The sequence below is a fragment of the Micromonospora sp. NPDC000442 genome (assembly GCF_042898635.1).
Taxonomy (GTDB): domain Bacteria; phylum Actinomycetota; class Actinomycetes; order Mycobacteriales; family Micromonosporaceae; genus Micromonospora.
The window spans coordinates 248,653-262,935 of record NZ_JBIAYZ010000007.1 but is presented as its reverse complement, the minus strand read 5'-3'; the positions used below and the strand labels follow the sequence as shown (position 1 = coordinate 262,935).

At 67.6% G+C, this 14,283-nt stretch carries 14 protein-coding genes; 5 read left to right on the top strand and 9 right to left on the bottom strand.

All coding sequences use genetic code 11. The annotated features are described in order from the left end of the window. Positions 1-225 precede the first annotated feature (225 nt). Positions 226-1,719, bottom strand: coding sequence for a 30S ribosomal protein S1 (rpsA, locus tag ACFY2A_RS14200; protein WP_363924962.1), 1,494 nt, complete (start codon positions 1,717-1,719; stop codon positions 226-228). A gap of 327 nt (positions 1,720-2,046) precedes the next feature. On the opposite strand from rpsA, the gene ACFY2A_RS14195 reads away from it, so the two are divergent. The 4 genes from ACFY2A_RS14195 to ACFY2A_RS14180 all read left to right on the top strand — a co-directional run bounded on the left by ACFY2A_RS14195 (position 2,047) and on the right by ACFY2A_RS14180 (position 3,795). Then, on the top strand, positions 2,047-2,853 hold the full coding sequence (locus ACFY2A_RS14195) for a class I SAM-dependent methyltransferase (protein ID WP_387171614.1): 807 nt from the start codon (positions 2,047-2,049) through the stop codon (positions 2,851-2,853). Positions 2,854-2,979: 126 nt separating this feature from the next. Further along, positions 2,980-3,123, top strand: coding sequence for a hypothetical protein (locus tag ACFY2A_RS14190; RefSeq protein ID WP_387171612.1), 144 nt, complete (start codon positions 2,980-2,982; stop codon positions 3,121-3,123). Positions 3,124-3,158: 35 nt separating this feature from the next. After that, the gene (locus ACFY2A_RS14185) at positions 3,159-3,377 is read left to right on the top strand and encodes a DUF2945 domain-containing protein (RefSeq protein ID WP_363924965.1); all 219 of its coding nucleotides are present in this window, start codon (positions 3,159-3,161) and stop codon (positions 3,375-3,377) included. Beyond that, positions 3,364-3,795 (top strand): DUF3140 domain-containing protein, encoded by a 432-nt coding sequence (locus ACFY2A_RS14180; protein ID WP_387171610.1) that lies wholly within the window; start codon positions 3,364-3,366, stop codon positions 3,793-3,795. Before ACFY2A_RS14185 ends, ACFY2A_RS14180 begins: the two co-directional genes overlap by 14 nt. A gap of 176 nt (positions 3,796-3,971) precedes the next feature. Here the strand turns inward: ACFY2A_RS14180 and polA are convergent, their stop codons facing one another. Continuing rightward, entirely contained in the window at positions 3,972-6,671 is a 2,700-nt protein-coding gene (polA, locus tag ACFY2A_RS14175; RefSeq protein WP_387171608.1) for a DNA polymerase I, read from the bottom strand. Positions 6,672-7,109: 438 nt separating this feature from the next. Here polA and ACFY2A_RS14170 point away from each other — a divergent pair, with 438 nt between their 5' ends. Further along, positions 7,110-7,514, top strand: coding sequence for a peptidase inhibitor family I36 protein (locus ACFY2A_RS14170; protein ID WP_387171606.1), 405 nt, complete (start codon positions 7,110-7,112; stop codon positions 7,512-7,514). Positions 7,515-7,867: 353 nt separating this feature from the next. On the opposite strand, the gene ACFY2A_RS14165 is transcribed toward ACFY2A_RS14170, so the two are convergent. The 7 genes from ACFY2A_RS14165 to ACFY2A_RS14135 are packed head-to-tail and all read right to left on the bottom strand — an operon-like array spanning position 7,868 to position 14,208. After that, the gene (locus tag ACFY2A_RS14165) at positions 7,868-8,620 is read right to left on the bottom strand and encodes an amino acid ABC transporter ATP-binding protein (RefSeq protein ID WP_387171769.1); all 753 of its coding nucleotides are present in this window, start codon (positions 8,618-8,620) and stop codon (positions 7,868-7,870) included. Positions 8,621-8,673: 53 nt separating this feature from the next. Further along, positions 8,674-9,654 carry an amino acid ABC transporter permease gene (locus tag ACFY2A_RS14160; protein WP_363924969.1) on the bottom strand — a complete coding sequence of 327 codons (981 nt, stop codon included), beginning with the start codon at positions 9,652-9,654 and terminating at the stop codon, positions 8,674-8,676. A gap of 1 nt (position 9,655) precedes the next feature. Further along, positions 9,656-10,567 (bottom strand): ABC transporter substrate-binding protein, encoded by a 912-nt coding sequence (locus ACFY2A_RS14155; RefSeq protein WP_387171767.1) that lies wholly within the window; start codon positions 10,565-10,567, stop codon positions 9,656-9,658. Positions 10,568-10,604: 37 nt separating this feature from the next. Beyond that, positions 10,605-11,321, bottom strand: coding sequence for an ABC transporter ATP-binding protein (locus ACFY2A_RS14150; RefSeq protein ID WP_363924971.1), 717 nt, complete (start codon positions 11,319-11,321; stop codon positions 10,605-10,607). Then, positions 11,305-12,102 carry an ABC transporter ATP-binding protein gene (locus ACFY2A_RS14145; RefSeq protein WP_363924996.1) on the bottom strand — a complete coding sequence of 266 codons (798 nt, stop codon included), beginning with the start codon at positions 12,100-12,102 and terminating at the stop codon, positions 11,305-11,307. The genes ACFY2A_RS14150 and ACFY2A_RS14145 overlap by 17 nt, the downstream gene beginning before the upstream one ends. A 46-nt stretch (positions 12,103-12,148) precedes the next feature. Beyond that, positions 12,149-13,258, bottom strand: coding sequence for a branched-chain amino acid ABC transporter permease (locus ACFY2A_RS14140; RefSeq protein WP_387171603.1), 1,110 nt, complete (start codon positions 13,256-13,258; stop codon positions 12,149-12,151). Continuing rightward, the gene (locus ACFY2A_RS14135) at positions 13,255-14,208 is read right to left on the bottom strand and encodes a branched-chain amino acid ABC transporter permease (RefSeq protein WP_363924973.1); all 954 of its coding nucleotides are present in this window, start codon (positions 14,206-14,208) and stop codon (positions 13,255-13,257) included. Before ACFY2A_RS14135 ends, ACFY2A_RS14140 begins: the two co-directional genes overlap by 4 nt. Between the last annotated feature and the right edge of the window lie 75 nt (positions 14,209-14,283).

Genomic DNA, 14,283 nt, shown 5'->3' with positions numbered 1-14,283 from the left:
CGTCGACGGTGCGCGGCAGGGTGCGGACGGCAACCCGGCGGGGCGGAGTCGGATCTGGCGACCGGCGCCGGAGCCCGGCCCCCGGCTACGGCGCCCGGCCCCGGCTACGGCGCGGGCCCCGCCGCGACCCGGTGGTCCGGGTCGGGACGGGGCCCGTCGTCGTCAACCGACAGATCCAGGTCGCGGCGCGGCGTCAGAGGCGCCGCGACTGGACGTGCCGCAGATTCACTTGCCGCCGGCGAGCTTCTCCCGCAGTGCGGCGAGCGCCTCGTCGGTGGCCAGCGTGCCCGCCGGCTCCTCGGCCTGCCGGCTCGGGGCCGCGCTGGTCGAGGTGGTGGTGCCACCGGCCGTGGGGGCCGGCTGCGGGTTGGCAGCGGCCTCGGCCTCGGCGGCCCGGGAGGTCTGCACCTGCTTCTGGTGCGCCTCCCAGCGCTGCCGCGCCTCGGCGTACTGGTTCTCCCAGGTCTCGCGCTGCTTGTCGTACCCCTCGAGCCACTCGCCCGTCTCCGGGTCGAAGCCCTCCGGGTAGATGTAGTTGCCCTCGGTGTCGTAGGTCGCGGCCATGCCGTAGAGGGTCGGGTCGAAGTGCTCCTCGCCCTCGACGAAGCCCTCGTTGGCCTGCTTGAGCGACAGCGAGATCCGGCGACGCTCCAGGTCGATGTCGATGACCTTGACCATGACCTCGGAGCCGACCTGGACGACCTGCTCGGGGATCTCCACGTGACGCTCGGCCAGCTCGGAGATGTGGACCAGGCCCTCGATGCCGTCGTCCACCCGGACGAAGGCACCGAACGGCACCAGCTTGGTGACCTTGCCCGGCACGATCTGCTGGATGGCGTGGGTGCGGGCGAACTGACGCCACGGGTCTTCCTGGGTCGCCTTCAGCGACAGCGAGACCCGCTCGCGGTCCAGGTCGACGTCCAGAACCTCGACCTCGACCTCCTGGCCCACCTCGACGACCTCGGACGGGTGGTCGATGTGCTTCCAGGACAGCTCGGAGACGTGCACCAGGCCGTCCACGCCGCCCAGGTCGACGAAGGCGCCGAAGTTGACGATCGAGGAGACGACGCCCTTGCGGACCTGCCCCTTCTGGAGCTTGTTGAGGAACTCGGTGCGCACCTCGGACTGCGTCTGCTCCAGCCAGGCACGGCGGGACAGCACCACGTTGTTGCGGTTCTTGTCCAGCTCGATGATCTTGGCTTCGAGCTCGCGGCCGACGTACGGCTGCAGGTCGCGCACGCGGCGCATCTCGACCAGGGAGGCCGGCAGGAAGCCGCGCAGCCCGATGTCGAGGATGAGGCCACCCTTGACCACCTCGATGACGGAGCCGCGGACGACGCCGTCCTCGTCCTTGATCTTCTCGATCGTGCCCCAGGCCCGCTCGTACTGCGCCCGCTTCTTGGAGAGGATCAGCCGGCCCTCCTTGTCCTCCTTCTGGAGGACAAGGGCCTCGATGTGGTCGCCCACCGAGACGACCTCAGCCGGGTCCACGTCGTGCTTGATCGACAACTCCCGAGAGGGGATGACACCCTCGGTCTTGTAGCCGATGTCGAGCAGGACCTCGTCCCGATCGACCTTGACGACGGTGCCTTCGACAATGTCGCCGTCGTTGAAGTACTTGATGGTCTCGTCGATCGCGGCGAGGAAAGCCTCCTCTGAGCCGAGATCGTCGACGGTGACCTTGGTGGCGCTCGAGGGGGCCTCGATGCTGCTCGTCATGTGGGCGGTTGCTCCGGTCGGATGGTGTGTCACAGCAGGCTGGTGTCGCGGTGACCTGTGCGCGCCAACGGATCCGTCGGCGGGCCCACCTGGATATCGCTGAACGAGATCTTGATGTGACTCCGTCGACCGCGCACCTGCTCCCTGCCGAGGCACACGATCCGCGAGCGCATCGTCTACCCTACCTGCTGCATTACCACAGCGTGCAAGCCCTCCCGTCTACTCATCGGCTCACCAGCCGCGAAAGCGGAGATTTCGGCCAGACACGCCGCGGCGTGCGCCAGGGCCGCCGCCGGCCACAGCATGGTGACGGCCTAGCGTGGCCTGGTGGGTGACGACAACCGGGTGACCCGGCGCCGGGTCGGTGACGCCGAGGCGCGCACCGCCAACCGGCGCTGGTGGGACGCCGACGCCGACGCGTACCAGGCCGAACACGGCAGCTTTCTGGGTGACGTGGACTTCGTCTGGTGCCCGGAGGGACTGCGCGAGGCGGACGCCCGGCTGCTCGGCGACGTGACCGGACGGCAGGTGCTGGAGGTCGGCTGCGGTGCCGCGTCCTGCGCCCGCTGGCTGGCCACCCAGGGGGCCCGGCCGGTCGCGGTGGACCTGTCCGCCGGCATGTTGCGGCACGCGGCGCAGGCCAGCGCCCGCAGCGGGGTACGCGTGCCGCTGGCGCAGGCCGACGCGCTCGCGTTGCCCTTCGCCGACGAGACGTTCGACACCGCCTGCACGGCGTTCGGCGCGGTCCCGTTCGTCGAGGACTCCGCGGCGCTGATGCACCAGGTGCACCGGGTGCTGCGTCCCGGCGGCCGGTGGGTCTTCTCGGTCACCCACCCGATGCGCTGGATCTTCCTGGACGATCCCGGTGAGGGCGGGTTGACTGCCGTGCACTCGTACTTCGATACCCGGCCGTACGTGGAGCTGGACGAACACGGCCGGGCCAGCTACGTCGAGCAGCACCGCACCCTCGGCGACCGGGTACGCGAACTGGTCGACGCCGGATTCCGGCTGCTGGACCTGGTGGAACCGGAGTGGCCGGAGGGGCACGAGGGGATCTGGGGGCAGTGGAGCCCGTTGCGCGGCCGACTCTTCCCCGGCACCGCCATCTTCGTCACCGAGAAACCGACCGGCTGAGCCGGCCGACTTGTCCGTCCGGGCTGAGCCGACCGGCTGTGCGGTCCGGCGGCGGACCGGACGGCGAGTGCGACGCCGTACGCCGCCGCCGGCATCCCCTTCTACTGGCGCATCGAGCAGGACCCGGTGCACGTGTACGCGTACCGCCTCGGCGACCGGATCGGGCCGGGCGGCGAGCGACAGTACGAACTCGTCGCCGACAGCGCGGAGCTGATCCAGCTGACCGAACCTTTCGAGGTCAAACTCCCGATCGCCGAGGTCACCCCCTAGTCGTTTCCCGCGGGCGACCCCGGGTAACCCGCGGCATGGCCGACGAGGAGTTCCGCAAGGGCGACCACGTCTCCTGGGCCAGCCACAGCGGCCGGGCCCACGGTGTGGTCAAGGAGAAGCTGACCGAACGGACCCACGTACGCGGGCACGCCGTCAACGCCTCACCGGAGCAGCCGCAGTACCGCATCCGCAACGACGACTCGGGTCGGGATGTGGCCCACCGCCCGGAGGTGCTGCGCCGTGAGCAGTCGTGACGACCCGGACCAGACCTACCGGGAGTTCACCGAGGCGGTGAACATGAAGCCCGGCGAGTTGTCCAAGTGGCTGGACACCGACGAGTCCAAGCACGTCGGCTGGCGGAGGAAGGGCAGCGACGGTGGTGAGACGGTCGGCCACGAGTCCGGACGTAAGATCATCGACTTGCTGCGCCGCAAGCGCGGCCAGCTCACCGAGGCCGACTACAAGCACATGCGCAAGGTCGTCGGTTACGTCCGACGGCACATGGCGCAGCGTCCCAGCGGCGACGTGCGCGACACCCGGTGGCGGTACTCGCTGATGAACTGGGGTCACGACCCGGTCAAGGCCCCGTTGCCACCGCCCGGCGGCCCCTCCCGCAAGGCCCTCGACCGGCACGGCACCCCGCCCAAGTCCCGCCGAGGCCCCGGCCGCTGAGATCCGCCTTCACCACCGCACCAGCAGACCAGCAGGCGACAACTTCGGCGAAGTTGCTGTGTCAGCCGGCCCGCGAGGCAGCAACTTCCCCGAAACTGCGTGGGGATCAGCGGAGGTCTTTTGCAGGACCGTGACCGGCCCACGTTCCGTGACCACGTCAGGGTTTCGGGGCAGGATCAGTGGTCGGCGCTGTTCCAGTCGCGGCCGTCGCCCACCGACACCTCCAGCGGCACCGACAGCGGGTACGCCCCGCCCATCTCGCGCCGGACCAACTCCTCAAGGGCCGCCCGTTCTCCCGGCGCCACCTCGAAGACCAACTCGTCGTGCACCTGCAACAGCATCCGGGAGCGCAGGCCGGCGTCGCGCAACGCGGTGTCGACGTGCAGCATGGCGACCTTGATGATGTCCGCCGCGGAGCCCTGGATCGGGGCGTTGAGCGCCATCCGCTCGGCCATCTCCCGCCGCTGCCGGTTGTCACTGACCAGGTCGGGCAGGTAACGCCGGCGGCCGAGAATGGTAGAGGTGTAGCCGTCCTGGCGGGCCCGGGCCACCACCTCCTGCAGGTAGTCCCGTACCCCGCCGAATCCGGCGAAGTAGTTCTCCATCAACCCGCGCGCCTCCTCGGCGCTGATGCCGAGCTGCTGGGACAGGCCGAAGGCGCTGAGCCCGTACGCCAGGCCGTAGTTCATCGCCTTGATCTTGCGCCGCTGGTCCGGGGTGACCTCGGCCAGCGGCACGGTGAAGACCGACGAGGCCGTCGCGGCGTGGAAGTCGGCGCCGGAGTTGAACGCCTGGATCAGCGCGTCGTCGGCCGACAGGTGTGCCATGATCCGCATCTCGATCTGGCTGTAGTCGGCGGTGAGCAGGCACTCGAAGCCCTCTCCCACCACGAAGGCACGGCGGATCCGTCGCCCCTCCTCGGTGCGGATGGGGATGTTCTGCAGGTTGGGCTCGGTGGAGGAGAGCCGACCGGTGGCGGCCACCGTCTGGTTGAACGTGGTGTGGATGCGCCCGTCGTCGGAGACCGACTTGAGCAGACCGTCCACCGTCGACTTGAGCTTGGCCACGTCGCGGTGTCGCAGCAGGTGGGCCAGCACCGGGTGCGGGTTCTGCGCGTAGAGCCACTGCAAGGCGTCCGCGTCGGTGGTGTAACCCGTCTTGATCCGCTTGGTCTTGGGCAGGTTCAGCTCGCCGAAGAGGATCTCCTGCAGCTGCTTGGGTGAGCCGAGGTTGAACTCCCGCCCCACCGCCTCGTACGCGCCCTGCGCGGCGGCCTTCACCTCGGCGGCGAAGTGCGCCTCCAGCTCCGACAGGTAGTCGGTGTCGGCGGCGATGCCGGTGCGCTCCAACTGCGCCAGCACCCGCATCAGTGGCAGCTCCACCCCGGCCATCAGCCGGGCCGACTGCTCCCCGTCGCGGGACAGCTCCGCGTCGATCGCGTCGGCCAGATCGAGGGTGGCCCGGGCGTGCAGCATGAGGTTCTGCTCGGCCTCACTGTCGCCACCGAGCCCGTCGAGGGTCAGCTGGCCGGTTTCCGGGGCGTCGACCCGCAGCTCCCGGTGCAGGTAGCGCAGCGCCAGGTCGGTCAGGTCGTAGGACCGCTGATCGGGGCGGGCCAGGTACGCGGCGATCTGGGTGTCACGCGCGATGCCGGCCAGCGCCCAGCCGTGCGCGGCGAAGGCGAGCACGGCCGGCTTGCTGTCGTGCAGCACCTTCGGCCGGGTCTCGTCGGCCAGCCACGTCGCCAGCGCCGCCTCGTCGCCGGCCTCCAGCTGGCCCGGGTCGAACCAGGCCGCCGCGCCGTCGGCGGTGGCCAGCGCCATGCCGGTGACGGAGGCGGTGTGCCGGCGGTTCGGGCCGGTGTCGAGCTTGACCGCGACGCCGACGCCGGTGCCGGCCGGCGCGTGGGTCTCCAGCCAACCCACGAGCGCGCCGGGCGCGGCCAGCACCTCACCGGTCAGGTCGAAGCCCGACTCCGCCTCCGGCTCGACCGCCTCCAGGTACTGGTAGAGGCGGTCGCGCAGGATGCGGAACTGAAGGGTGTCGAAGACCTGGTGCACCGCCTCGCGGTCCCACCCCTGCCAGCGGGTGTCCTCGGGACGCAGCGGCAACTCCAGGTCGGCGACCAGACAGTTGATCTCGTAGTTGCGGATCACGTCGGCGAGTCGTTCCCGGAGACTGTCGCCCGCCTTGCCCTTGATCTCGTCGGCGCGGGCGATGACGCCCTCCACCCCGCCGTACGTGTTGATCCACTTCGCGGCGGTTTTCGGACCGACGCCGGGAATGCCGGGCAGGTTGTCGCTGGTCTCACCGACCAGGGCGGCCAGGTCGCGGTAGCGGCCGGGGGGCACGCCGTACTTCGCCTCGATCGCCGCCGGATCCATCCGCGCCAGGTCGGAGACGCCCTTACGCGGGTAGAGCACGGTGATCTGGTCGTCGACCAACTGGAAGGCGTCCCGGTCGCCGGTGCAGATCAGCACCGGCATGCCCTGGTCGCGGGCCTGGCAGGCCAGGGTGGCGATGACGTCGTCAGCCTCGTAGCCCTCCTTCTCCACCACGGGGACGCGCAGCGCCGCCAGGACCTCCTTCACCAGGCTGACCTGGCCCTTGAAGTCGGTCGGGGTCTCGCTGCGGCCCGCCTTGTACTCCGCGTACTTCTCGGTGCGGAAGGACCGGCGGGACACGTCGAAGGTGACGATGATGTGGGTCGGCTGCTCGTCACGCAACACGTTGATCAACATCGAGGTGAAGCCGTAGACCGCGTTTGTCGGCTGCCCGGTCGTGGTGGAGAAGTTTTCCACCGGCAGGGCGAAGAACGCCCGGTAGGCCAGGGAGTGTCCGTCGACAAGGAGCAGGCGCGGGGTCGTAGCTGTCACGGCTGCGACTCTAGTCCGTACCGCCGACAAGGACCCGGCACGTTCCTGCGCCAGTCAACAGCATTGTTCCCTTGACGCACTCAGCATCCTGCCGCTCGCAACGCTGCCATCGACATCCTCCGCACCGTTCGGCATCAGTAACGGCGATGCCACCTGGCACCGAGCCCGCGACGGCACCCGCCCGCTCGCGCTACTCAGCATCGCCTGTCGACCTTGCCGTCCATCCACACGACCTCACCATCACCGTGACCAGCAGCTATCCACCCACACGGTTAATCTGCGCCACTCTACGGAGGCCACGCGAACTGCACCGATCATCTGAAATGCATGATCAAGCAACCCGTCCCGACAGCTTGTTTCTTGACTCATAATGATTGATCTGGAAGTATCAGTGCATCGATACACTTCCACCAGGGCCGCAGTTCGTACGCCTGACCCATGCAGCAGACGGGGGTTTCCATGGGTAGACTCAAAAAGTCCCTCAGCATTTTCAGTCTTGCGGTTGTCCTTGTTGTCGGTGCGCCACCCGCCGCCGCCCAGGCAGCCGCCTGGGATTGCCCGAGCGGTCATCTGTGCGTTTGGGATGGCCTGAGTGGAACCGGAGGGCGATGCTCGTGGCTAAACGCCGACAACGATTGGTACAGCTCCCCTAACGTCTGCTCCTGGGCGTGGAACTACCCCGTTCGCTCAGTCTACAACCGGGGAACCAGCACTGCTTATGACGCTGTCATCTTGTACGGCGACGCCAATTACCAAACCGGCGAGTTCGTAATTGCACAGGGCGAAAAAAGAAGCGGCCTGATAAACGGCTATCTACGGTCGCACAAATGGCGACTGAAGTAGCATAAGCCAGAAACAAGTTGATCTTCTCCACCGTGCCGCCACGCTATCTGTGGCGGCACGGTGGCGCTTCCGTGCAGGTACCGCACGAATCAGAGGCGGAAACACCCGTGGCGCTCCGCTGGTCCGGCACACCTTGCCTGGCCTTTCCGGCATAAGTGTCCAAGACACGCACACTGCTGGGATCTCAACAAGAGTCCGATGCTGGCCGAGCAGCGCCTGAGGTCCCGCCTCAGGCGCTGCCGGAATTCGACTCGCCCGGGCGAGTCAGGAACTGATTCACACCTATAGTCCACGCCGGGCCATTCCACCACCGGCGACAACTGAAGTGTCGGGCGTCCAGCTACGACCGGGCGTCAGAGAACCTTCGTGAGGAAGGCCCTCGTCCGCTCGTGCTTCGGGTCGGCGATCACCTCACGCGGGTTGCCCTGCTCGACCACCACACCGTCGTCCATGAAGACCAAGGTGTCACCGACCTCCCGGGCAAAGCCGATCTCGTGAGTGACCACGATCATCGTCATACCGTCGCGGGCCAGGTCCTTCATCACGTCCAGCACTTCGCCGACCAGTTCCGGGTCGAGCGCGCTGGTCGGCTCGTCGAAGAGCATCAGCTTCGGCCGCATGGCCAGCGCCCGGGCGATCGCCACCCGCTGCTGCTGCCCGCCGGAGAGCTGGTTCGGGTAGTTACCCAGCTTGTCACCGAGCCCGACGCGCTCGAGCAGGGCCACCGCCCGATCCCGCGCCTCGCCCCGCTTCTCCCGACGAACCAGCAGCGGCGCCTCGGTGACGTTGTCCAGGGCGGTCTTGTGCGGAAAGAGGTTGAACCGCTGGAACACCATGCCGATGGCGCGGCGCTGGGCGGCGACCTCCTTCTCCCGCATCTCGTGTAACTTGCCGCCGCGCTCCCGGTAGCCGATCAGCTCGCCGTCCACCCAGATCCGACCGGCGTTGATCTTCTCCAGGTGGTTGATGCAGCGTAGGAACGTCGACTTGCCCGAGCCGGAGGGCCCCAGCAGACAGCACACCTCACCGGCACGCACCTGAAGATCGATGCCCTTGAGCACCTCGACCGGCCCGAACGACTTGTGCACCTGCTCGGCCCGGACCATCGTTCCCGACTCCGCGGCCGGCAGGCCGTGTTGGGCGGACCCACTCGTCTGCGTCATACGCCCCCGCCCCCTCCGGTGACGCCACCGCCGCCGGTCGTCATGCCCCGCAGCCGGGCCTTCGCCTGGCCGGCCCGACCGGTGCCCTTGGCGAAGTGCCGTTCCAGGTAGTGCTGCCCGACCAGCAGCACGCTTGTCAACAGCAGATACCAGATGGTCGCCGCGACCAACATCGGGAAGACCTGGAAGGTGCGGCTACCGACCGCCCTGATCTGGAAGAACAGCTCGGCGGAGACCGGCACGAAGGCCACCAGCGAGGTGTCCTTGAGCATGGCGATCGTCTCGTTGCCGGTCGGCGGGACGATCACCCGCATGGCCTGCGGCAACACGATGCGGCGCAGGATCTGGGTGCGGGTCATGCCCAGTGCCTGGGCGGCCTCCGTCTGCCCTTCGTCCACCGACTGGATGCCGGCTCGGATGATCTCCGCCATGTACGCGGCCTCGGAGAGCCCCAGCGCCAGCATGCCGGCGACGAAGCCGGTGAGGATGTCCGTCGCCGAGAAGCCGAACAGCCGTGCCTCGAAGTCCTGCACCCCGAACAACGCGCCGATCTGCCGGTCGAAGGGCAGCCCGAACTCGACCCGGGCCCACAGGATGCCCAGGTTGCCGAAGAGGATCGCCAGCACCAACCGCGGCACCGCGCGGAAGAACCAGGTGTACGCCCAGGCGACGCCACGCAGGATCGGGTTCTCCGACAGCCGCATGATCGCGATGACGACGCCCAGCACGACACCGATCAGCATGGCGGTCACGAGCAGCGCGATGCTTCCCCGCACTCCGGCCATGATCGGCGGCCGGAACATCTCGTTCACCATGAACGACCAGTTGAACGCCTGGTTCGTCACCAACAGGTGCACGAACATGGCGACCAGCACCCCGATCACGGCGACGGCGACCCACCGCCCGGGATGCCGCACGGGCACGGCCTGGATGGGATCCGGCCGTGCCCGCTCGGGTGTGTCGGTGTCGACAGACATGTCAGCCGACGCGGTTCAGTTCCGAGGTGGTGATCGATCCGCCCTCGACACCCCACTTCTTCAGCGCCGACTCGTAACTGCCGTCAGCGATGACCGCCTGCACCGCCTCCTGCAGCACCTCAGCGAACGCGGTCTGGTCCTTCTTCACCGCGTACCCGTAGGGTGCCGACTCGTAGATGTCGCCGAGCACCTCCAGTTGGCCGTTGCTCTGCTGCACCGCGTAGGCGCCGACCGGCGAGTCGGCCAGCATGGCGTCGTTCTTGCCGCTGACCACGGCGGCCGTCGCGTCGCTCTGCGCCTGGTACTGGTCGATGGTGATCTCCGGCTGACCGGCGTCGGTGCACTTCTTCGACCGGGCCTCGATGTCGTCGAGCTGCACGGTGCCGACCTGCACGGCGATCTTCTTGCCGCAGGCGTTGTCCGGGTCCACCTGAGCCGGGTTGCCGGCCTTGGTGGCCCACTGGGTGCCGGCCGAGAAGTAGCTCACCATGTTGACGCTCTTCAACCGCTCCGGGTTGATGGTGAACGACGAGACGCCGACCTCGTACTTGCCGGAGGCCACGCCTGGCAGGATCGCGTCGAACGGCGCCGACTCGTACTCCGCCTTCAGGCCGAGCTTCTGCGCAACGGCGTTGAACAGCTCGACGTCGAAGCCGATCACGGTCGAACCATCGGTGTCGAGGAACTCCGCCGGGGCGTAGGTCGCATCGGTACCCACCTTGATCACGCCGTCGGCCTTGATCGTGTCAGGCACCTTGCCAGCGAGATCCGCGTCCGGCGCGGCGGTCACCGTCGGACCCGCGCCCGGCTGATCGGCACTGTCCTGCTCGCCGCAGGCGGCCATCGAGACGGTGAGCAGTGCGGCGCCAGCCACACCGAGCAGGGCTCGGTGTGGGACGTTCAATTTGAACAACATGTCGAACTCCTTGCAAGAGAGGGGTAGCGGACGGTCAGGCCACGCCGAGGTAGGCCTCCTTGACCGCCGGGTCGTGCAGCAGCTCCGTGCCGGTGCCCTCCTTGACGATCCGGCCGGTCTCCAGCACGTACGCCCGATGCGCCCGCGCCAACGCCTGCTGGGCGTTCTGCTCCACGAGCAGGACCGTGGTGCCCTGCTCGTTGATCTCGGTGATGATGCTGAAGATCTGCTGAATCAGCATCGGTGCCAGCCCCATCGACGGCTCGTCGAGCAGCAGCAGCTTGGGTCGGCTCATCATCGCCCGGCCGACGGCCAGCATCTGCTGCTCACCGCCGGAGAGCGTCCCACCGATCTGCTTGCGTCGCTCCGCCAGCCGGGGGAACAGCTCCAGCACCCGGGTGAGGTCCTTGGCCACCTCACCCCGATCCCGCCGGGTGTACGCGCCCATGTCCAGGTTCTCCAGCACCGTCATGCCGGGGAAGATCCCCCGACCCTCAGGTGCCTGGCAGAGTCCACGGCGCACCCGCAGGTCGGCCCGGAGCTTGGTGATGTCCTCACCGGCGAACCGGATGCTGCCCGAGGCCACTGGACGGATGCCGGAGATGGCCCGCATGGTGGTCGACTTGCCGGCACCATTGGCCCCGATCAGGGCCACGATCTCGCCCTCGTTGACGGTCAGGCTGATGCCGTGTAGCGCCTTGATCCGCCCGTAGAGCAGACTGACGTCATCGATCTCAAGCAACGTCGTCATCCGGCACCCCCAGGTAGGCCGCGATCACCCGGTGGTCCTCCCGCACCTCGGCGGGGAGCCCTTCAGCGATCTTCTTCCCGAACTCCAGCACCACGATCCGGTCGGTGACCCCCATCACCAGACGCATGTCGTGCTCGATGAGCAGCACGGTCACGCCCTGGTCCCGGATCTTGCGGATGAGCTGGAGCAGCTCTTCCTTCTCGGCCGGGTTGAAGCCGGCAGCCGGCTCGTCCAGGCAGAGCAGCACCGGATCGGTGGCCAACGCCCGGGCGATCTCCAGCCGGCGCTGTTCGCCATAGGAGAGGTTGCGGGCGGCATCGTGCATCCGGTGTGGGATACCGACGAAATCCAGCAGCCGCTGTGCCTTCTCCAGCCCGTCGCGCTCCTCACGTTGGTGCCGGGGCAGGCGGAACAGCGCGGAGAGGACGCTGGTCTTGTGATGAGCGTCCGCGCCCACCTGGATGTTCTCCAGCGCGGTCATCTCCGGGAACAGGCGGATGTTCTGGAACGTCCGCGCCATGCCCATCTTGGTGATGTGGTGCTTCTTCTTGCCGGTGATCCGCTCGCCGCGGAACCGGATCTCCCCCTCGGAGGGCTGGTAGATACCGGTCATCGCGTTGAAGCAGGTGGTCTTACCGGCACCGTTGGGACCGATCAGCCCGAGGATCTCACCCTTGTAGAGGGTGAAGTCCACGTCGTTGAGGGCCACCACGCCGCCGAAGCGCAGCGTCACGTGATCGACCTCCAGCAGCGGCTCCCGGCCAGCGGAGGTGGATTCCACCGCCGGTGCGCCGGCCTGCTCCGGAACGGTCGGCTTCTGCGCGGTCTCACCCACCGACGGTCACCTCCTTGCGACGATCCTTGAACTCCGCCGCTCGTCGTCGGTTCGGTATCAAGCCCTGCGGCCGGAAGATCATCATGATCACCAGCACCAGGCCGAAGAACATGAATCGGTACTCATACAGCTCGATGCCGAAGAATTCGATGCCGCGGAACCGCTCGATCATGTATGCAACCAGGCCGCCGCCGACGATCGCGCCGACGATGTTGCCCGAGCCGCCGAGGATGACCGCGGCCAGAATGATGATCGAGTTGAGCAGCTCCAGGTTCTGCGAGCTGACGAAGTTCTGCTTGCCCGCGAAGAGCGCCCCGGCCAATCCGCCGATAAACGCGCCCGAGGCGAACGCCCAGAGCTTGAACTTGAACGTCGGCACGCCCATCAGCTGCGCCGCGTCCTCGTCCTCCCGGATCGAGATCCAGGCCCGGCCCACCCGGCTGCGGTTGAGGTTCCGCACGCCGAGGACCACCAGGATGATCAGCGTGAGGACCAGCCAGTAGTACGGCCGTGGGTCCAACACGCCGAAGATCGGCTTGCCGTCGGAGTAGCTGCCCGGAGGGTGCGGGATCTGGTTGAAGCCCCGCTGCCCCTTGAGGAACTCGGAGCTGGTCGCCGCGACCCGGATCATCTCGGCGAAGCCGAGCGTCACGATAGCCAGGTAGTCACCGCGCAACCGCAGCGTCGGCGTACCCAGCATCACGCCGGAGACCATGGTGAGCACGAGCGCCACCGGCAGGGCCAGCAGCCACGGCCACAGCGTCTTGAGGTCGCTGCTCGGCGACGTCAGGACCGCCACGGTGTACGCACCCACCGCGAAGAAGCCGAAGTAGCCCAGGTCGAGCAGGCCGGCGAAGCCGACCACAATGTTCAACCCGACCGCCAGCAACACGTAGATCGAGATGGTGAATAGCACCTGCCCGAAGTTCGACCCGGTGGTCGGAATCGGCCCGAGCCACTGGTAGAACTCCCGGTTCGGCAGGGCGTAGAAGAAGACGATCACCGCCGCGATGACGGCCCACCGCATCCAACGCGGCGCGTTGTGCCACCGCTCGGATACCGCATGACGGCCCGAATCGATCCATTCCCTCACGCTTGTCATGCGCGGGCCCTCCCCAACGATTCGCCGAGCAGACCGGTCGGCCGGAACATCAGCAGCACGACCAGGACCACGAAGGCGACCAGGTCCTTCCAGTTCGCGCCGAACAGAGCCGAGGCGTAGTTCTCGACCAGGCCGAGCAGCAGCCCGCCGATCAGCGCACCGCGCAGGTTGCCGATGCCGCCGAGGACCGCTGCGGTGAACGCCTTCAACCCGAGCAGGAACCCGACGCTGTAGGTCAGCGTGCCGATCCGGACGTCGTAGAGCATCCCGGCGACACCGGCCATCACACCACCGATGATGAAGACCACCAGGATGATCCGGTCCTTGTTGATGCCCATCAACGCGGCCGTGTTCTGGTCCTGAGCAACCGCGCGGATGCCCCGGCCTACTCGGCTGCGGTTGATGAACAGGTCCAGCGCGACCATCATCGCCAGCGCCGAGGCGATGACCAGCACCTGCACCACGGTCACTTCCGTACCGAACACCTCGAACAGCACGATGTCGGACCGGACAACGGTGGGCGCACCGACCGGGAGCCGACGGGTGTAGATACCGAACGCCTCGGCGATCGCGATCGAAGCGCCGATCGCGGTGATCAGAAAGGCCAGCGGCGGGGCGTTGCGCTTACGCAACGGCCGGTACGCCACGCGTTCGATCACCGTCGCGGTACCGGCCGAGGCGACCGCCGCGATCAGGGCACCGACCAGCAGGTACAGCATGATCGATCCGAAGCCGCTGACGACCGTGTCCCGATCCAGACCGAGTGCGGCCCAGCCCCAGATGGCGGCGAAGGCACCGGCGATGAAAACCTCGGAGTGAGCGAAGTTGATGAGTCTCAGCACGCCGTAGACCAGCGTGTAACCCAGCGCGACAAGGGCATAGATGGCGCCCACTGTCAGCCCGGTTATCGTATATCCCCCGAAATCGGAGAACAGGGTGTTGAAGTCCAAGGAAGGGCACTCCGTACAGGAAGAGAAGACAGTGAGGGTGCGGCCGGAAGGGCTCCAGACCGCACCCCGCAATCA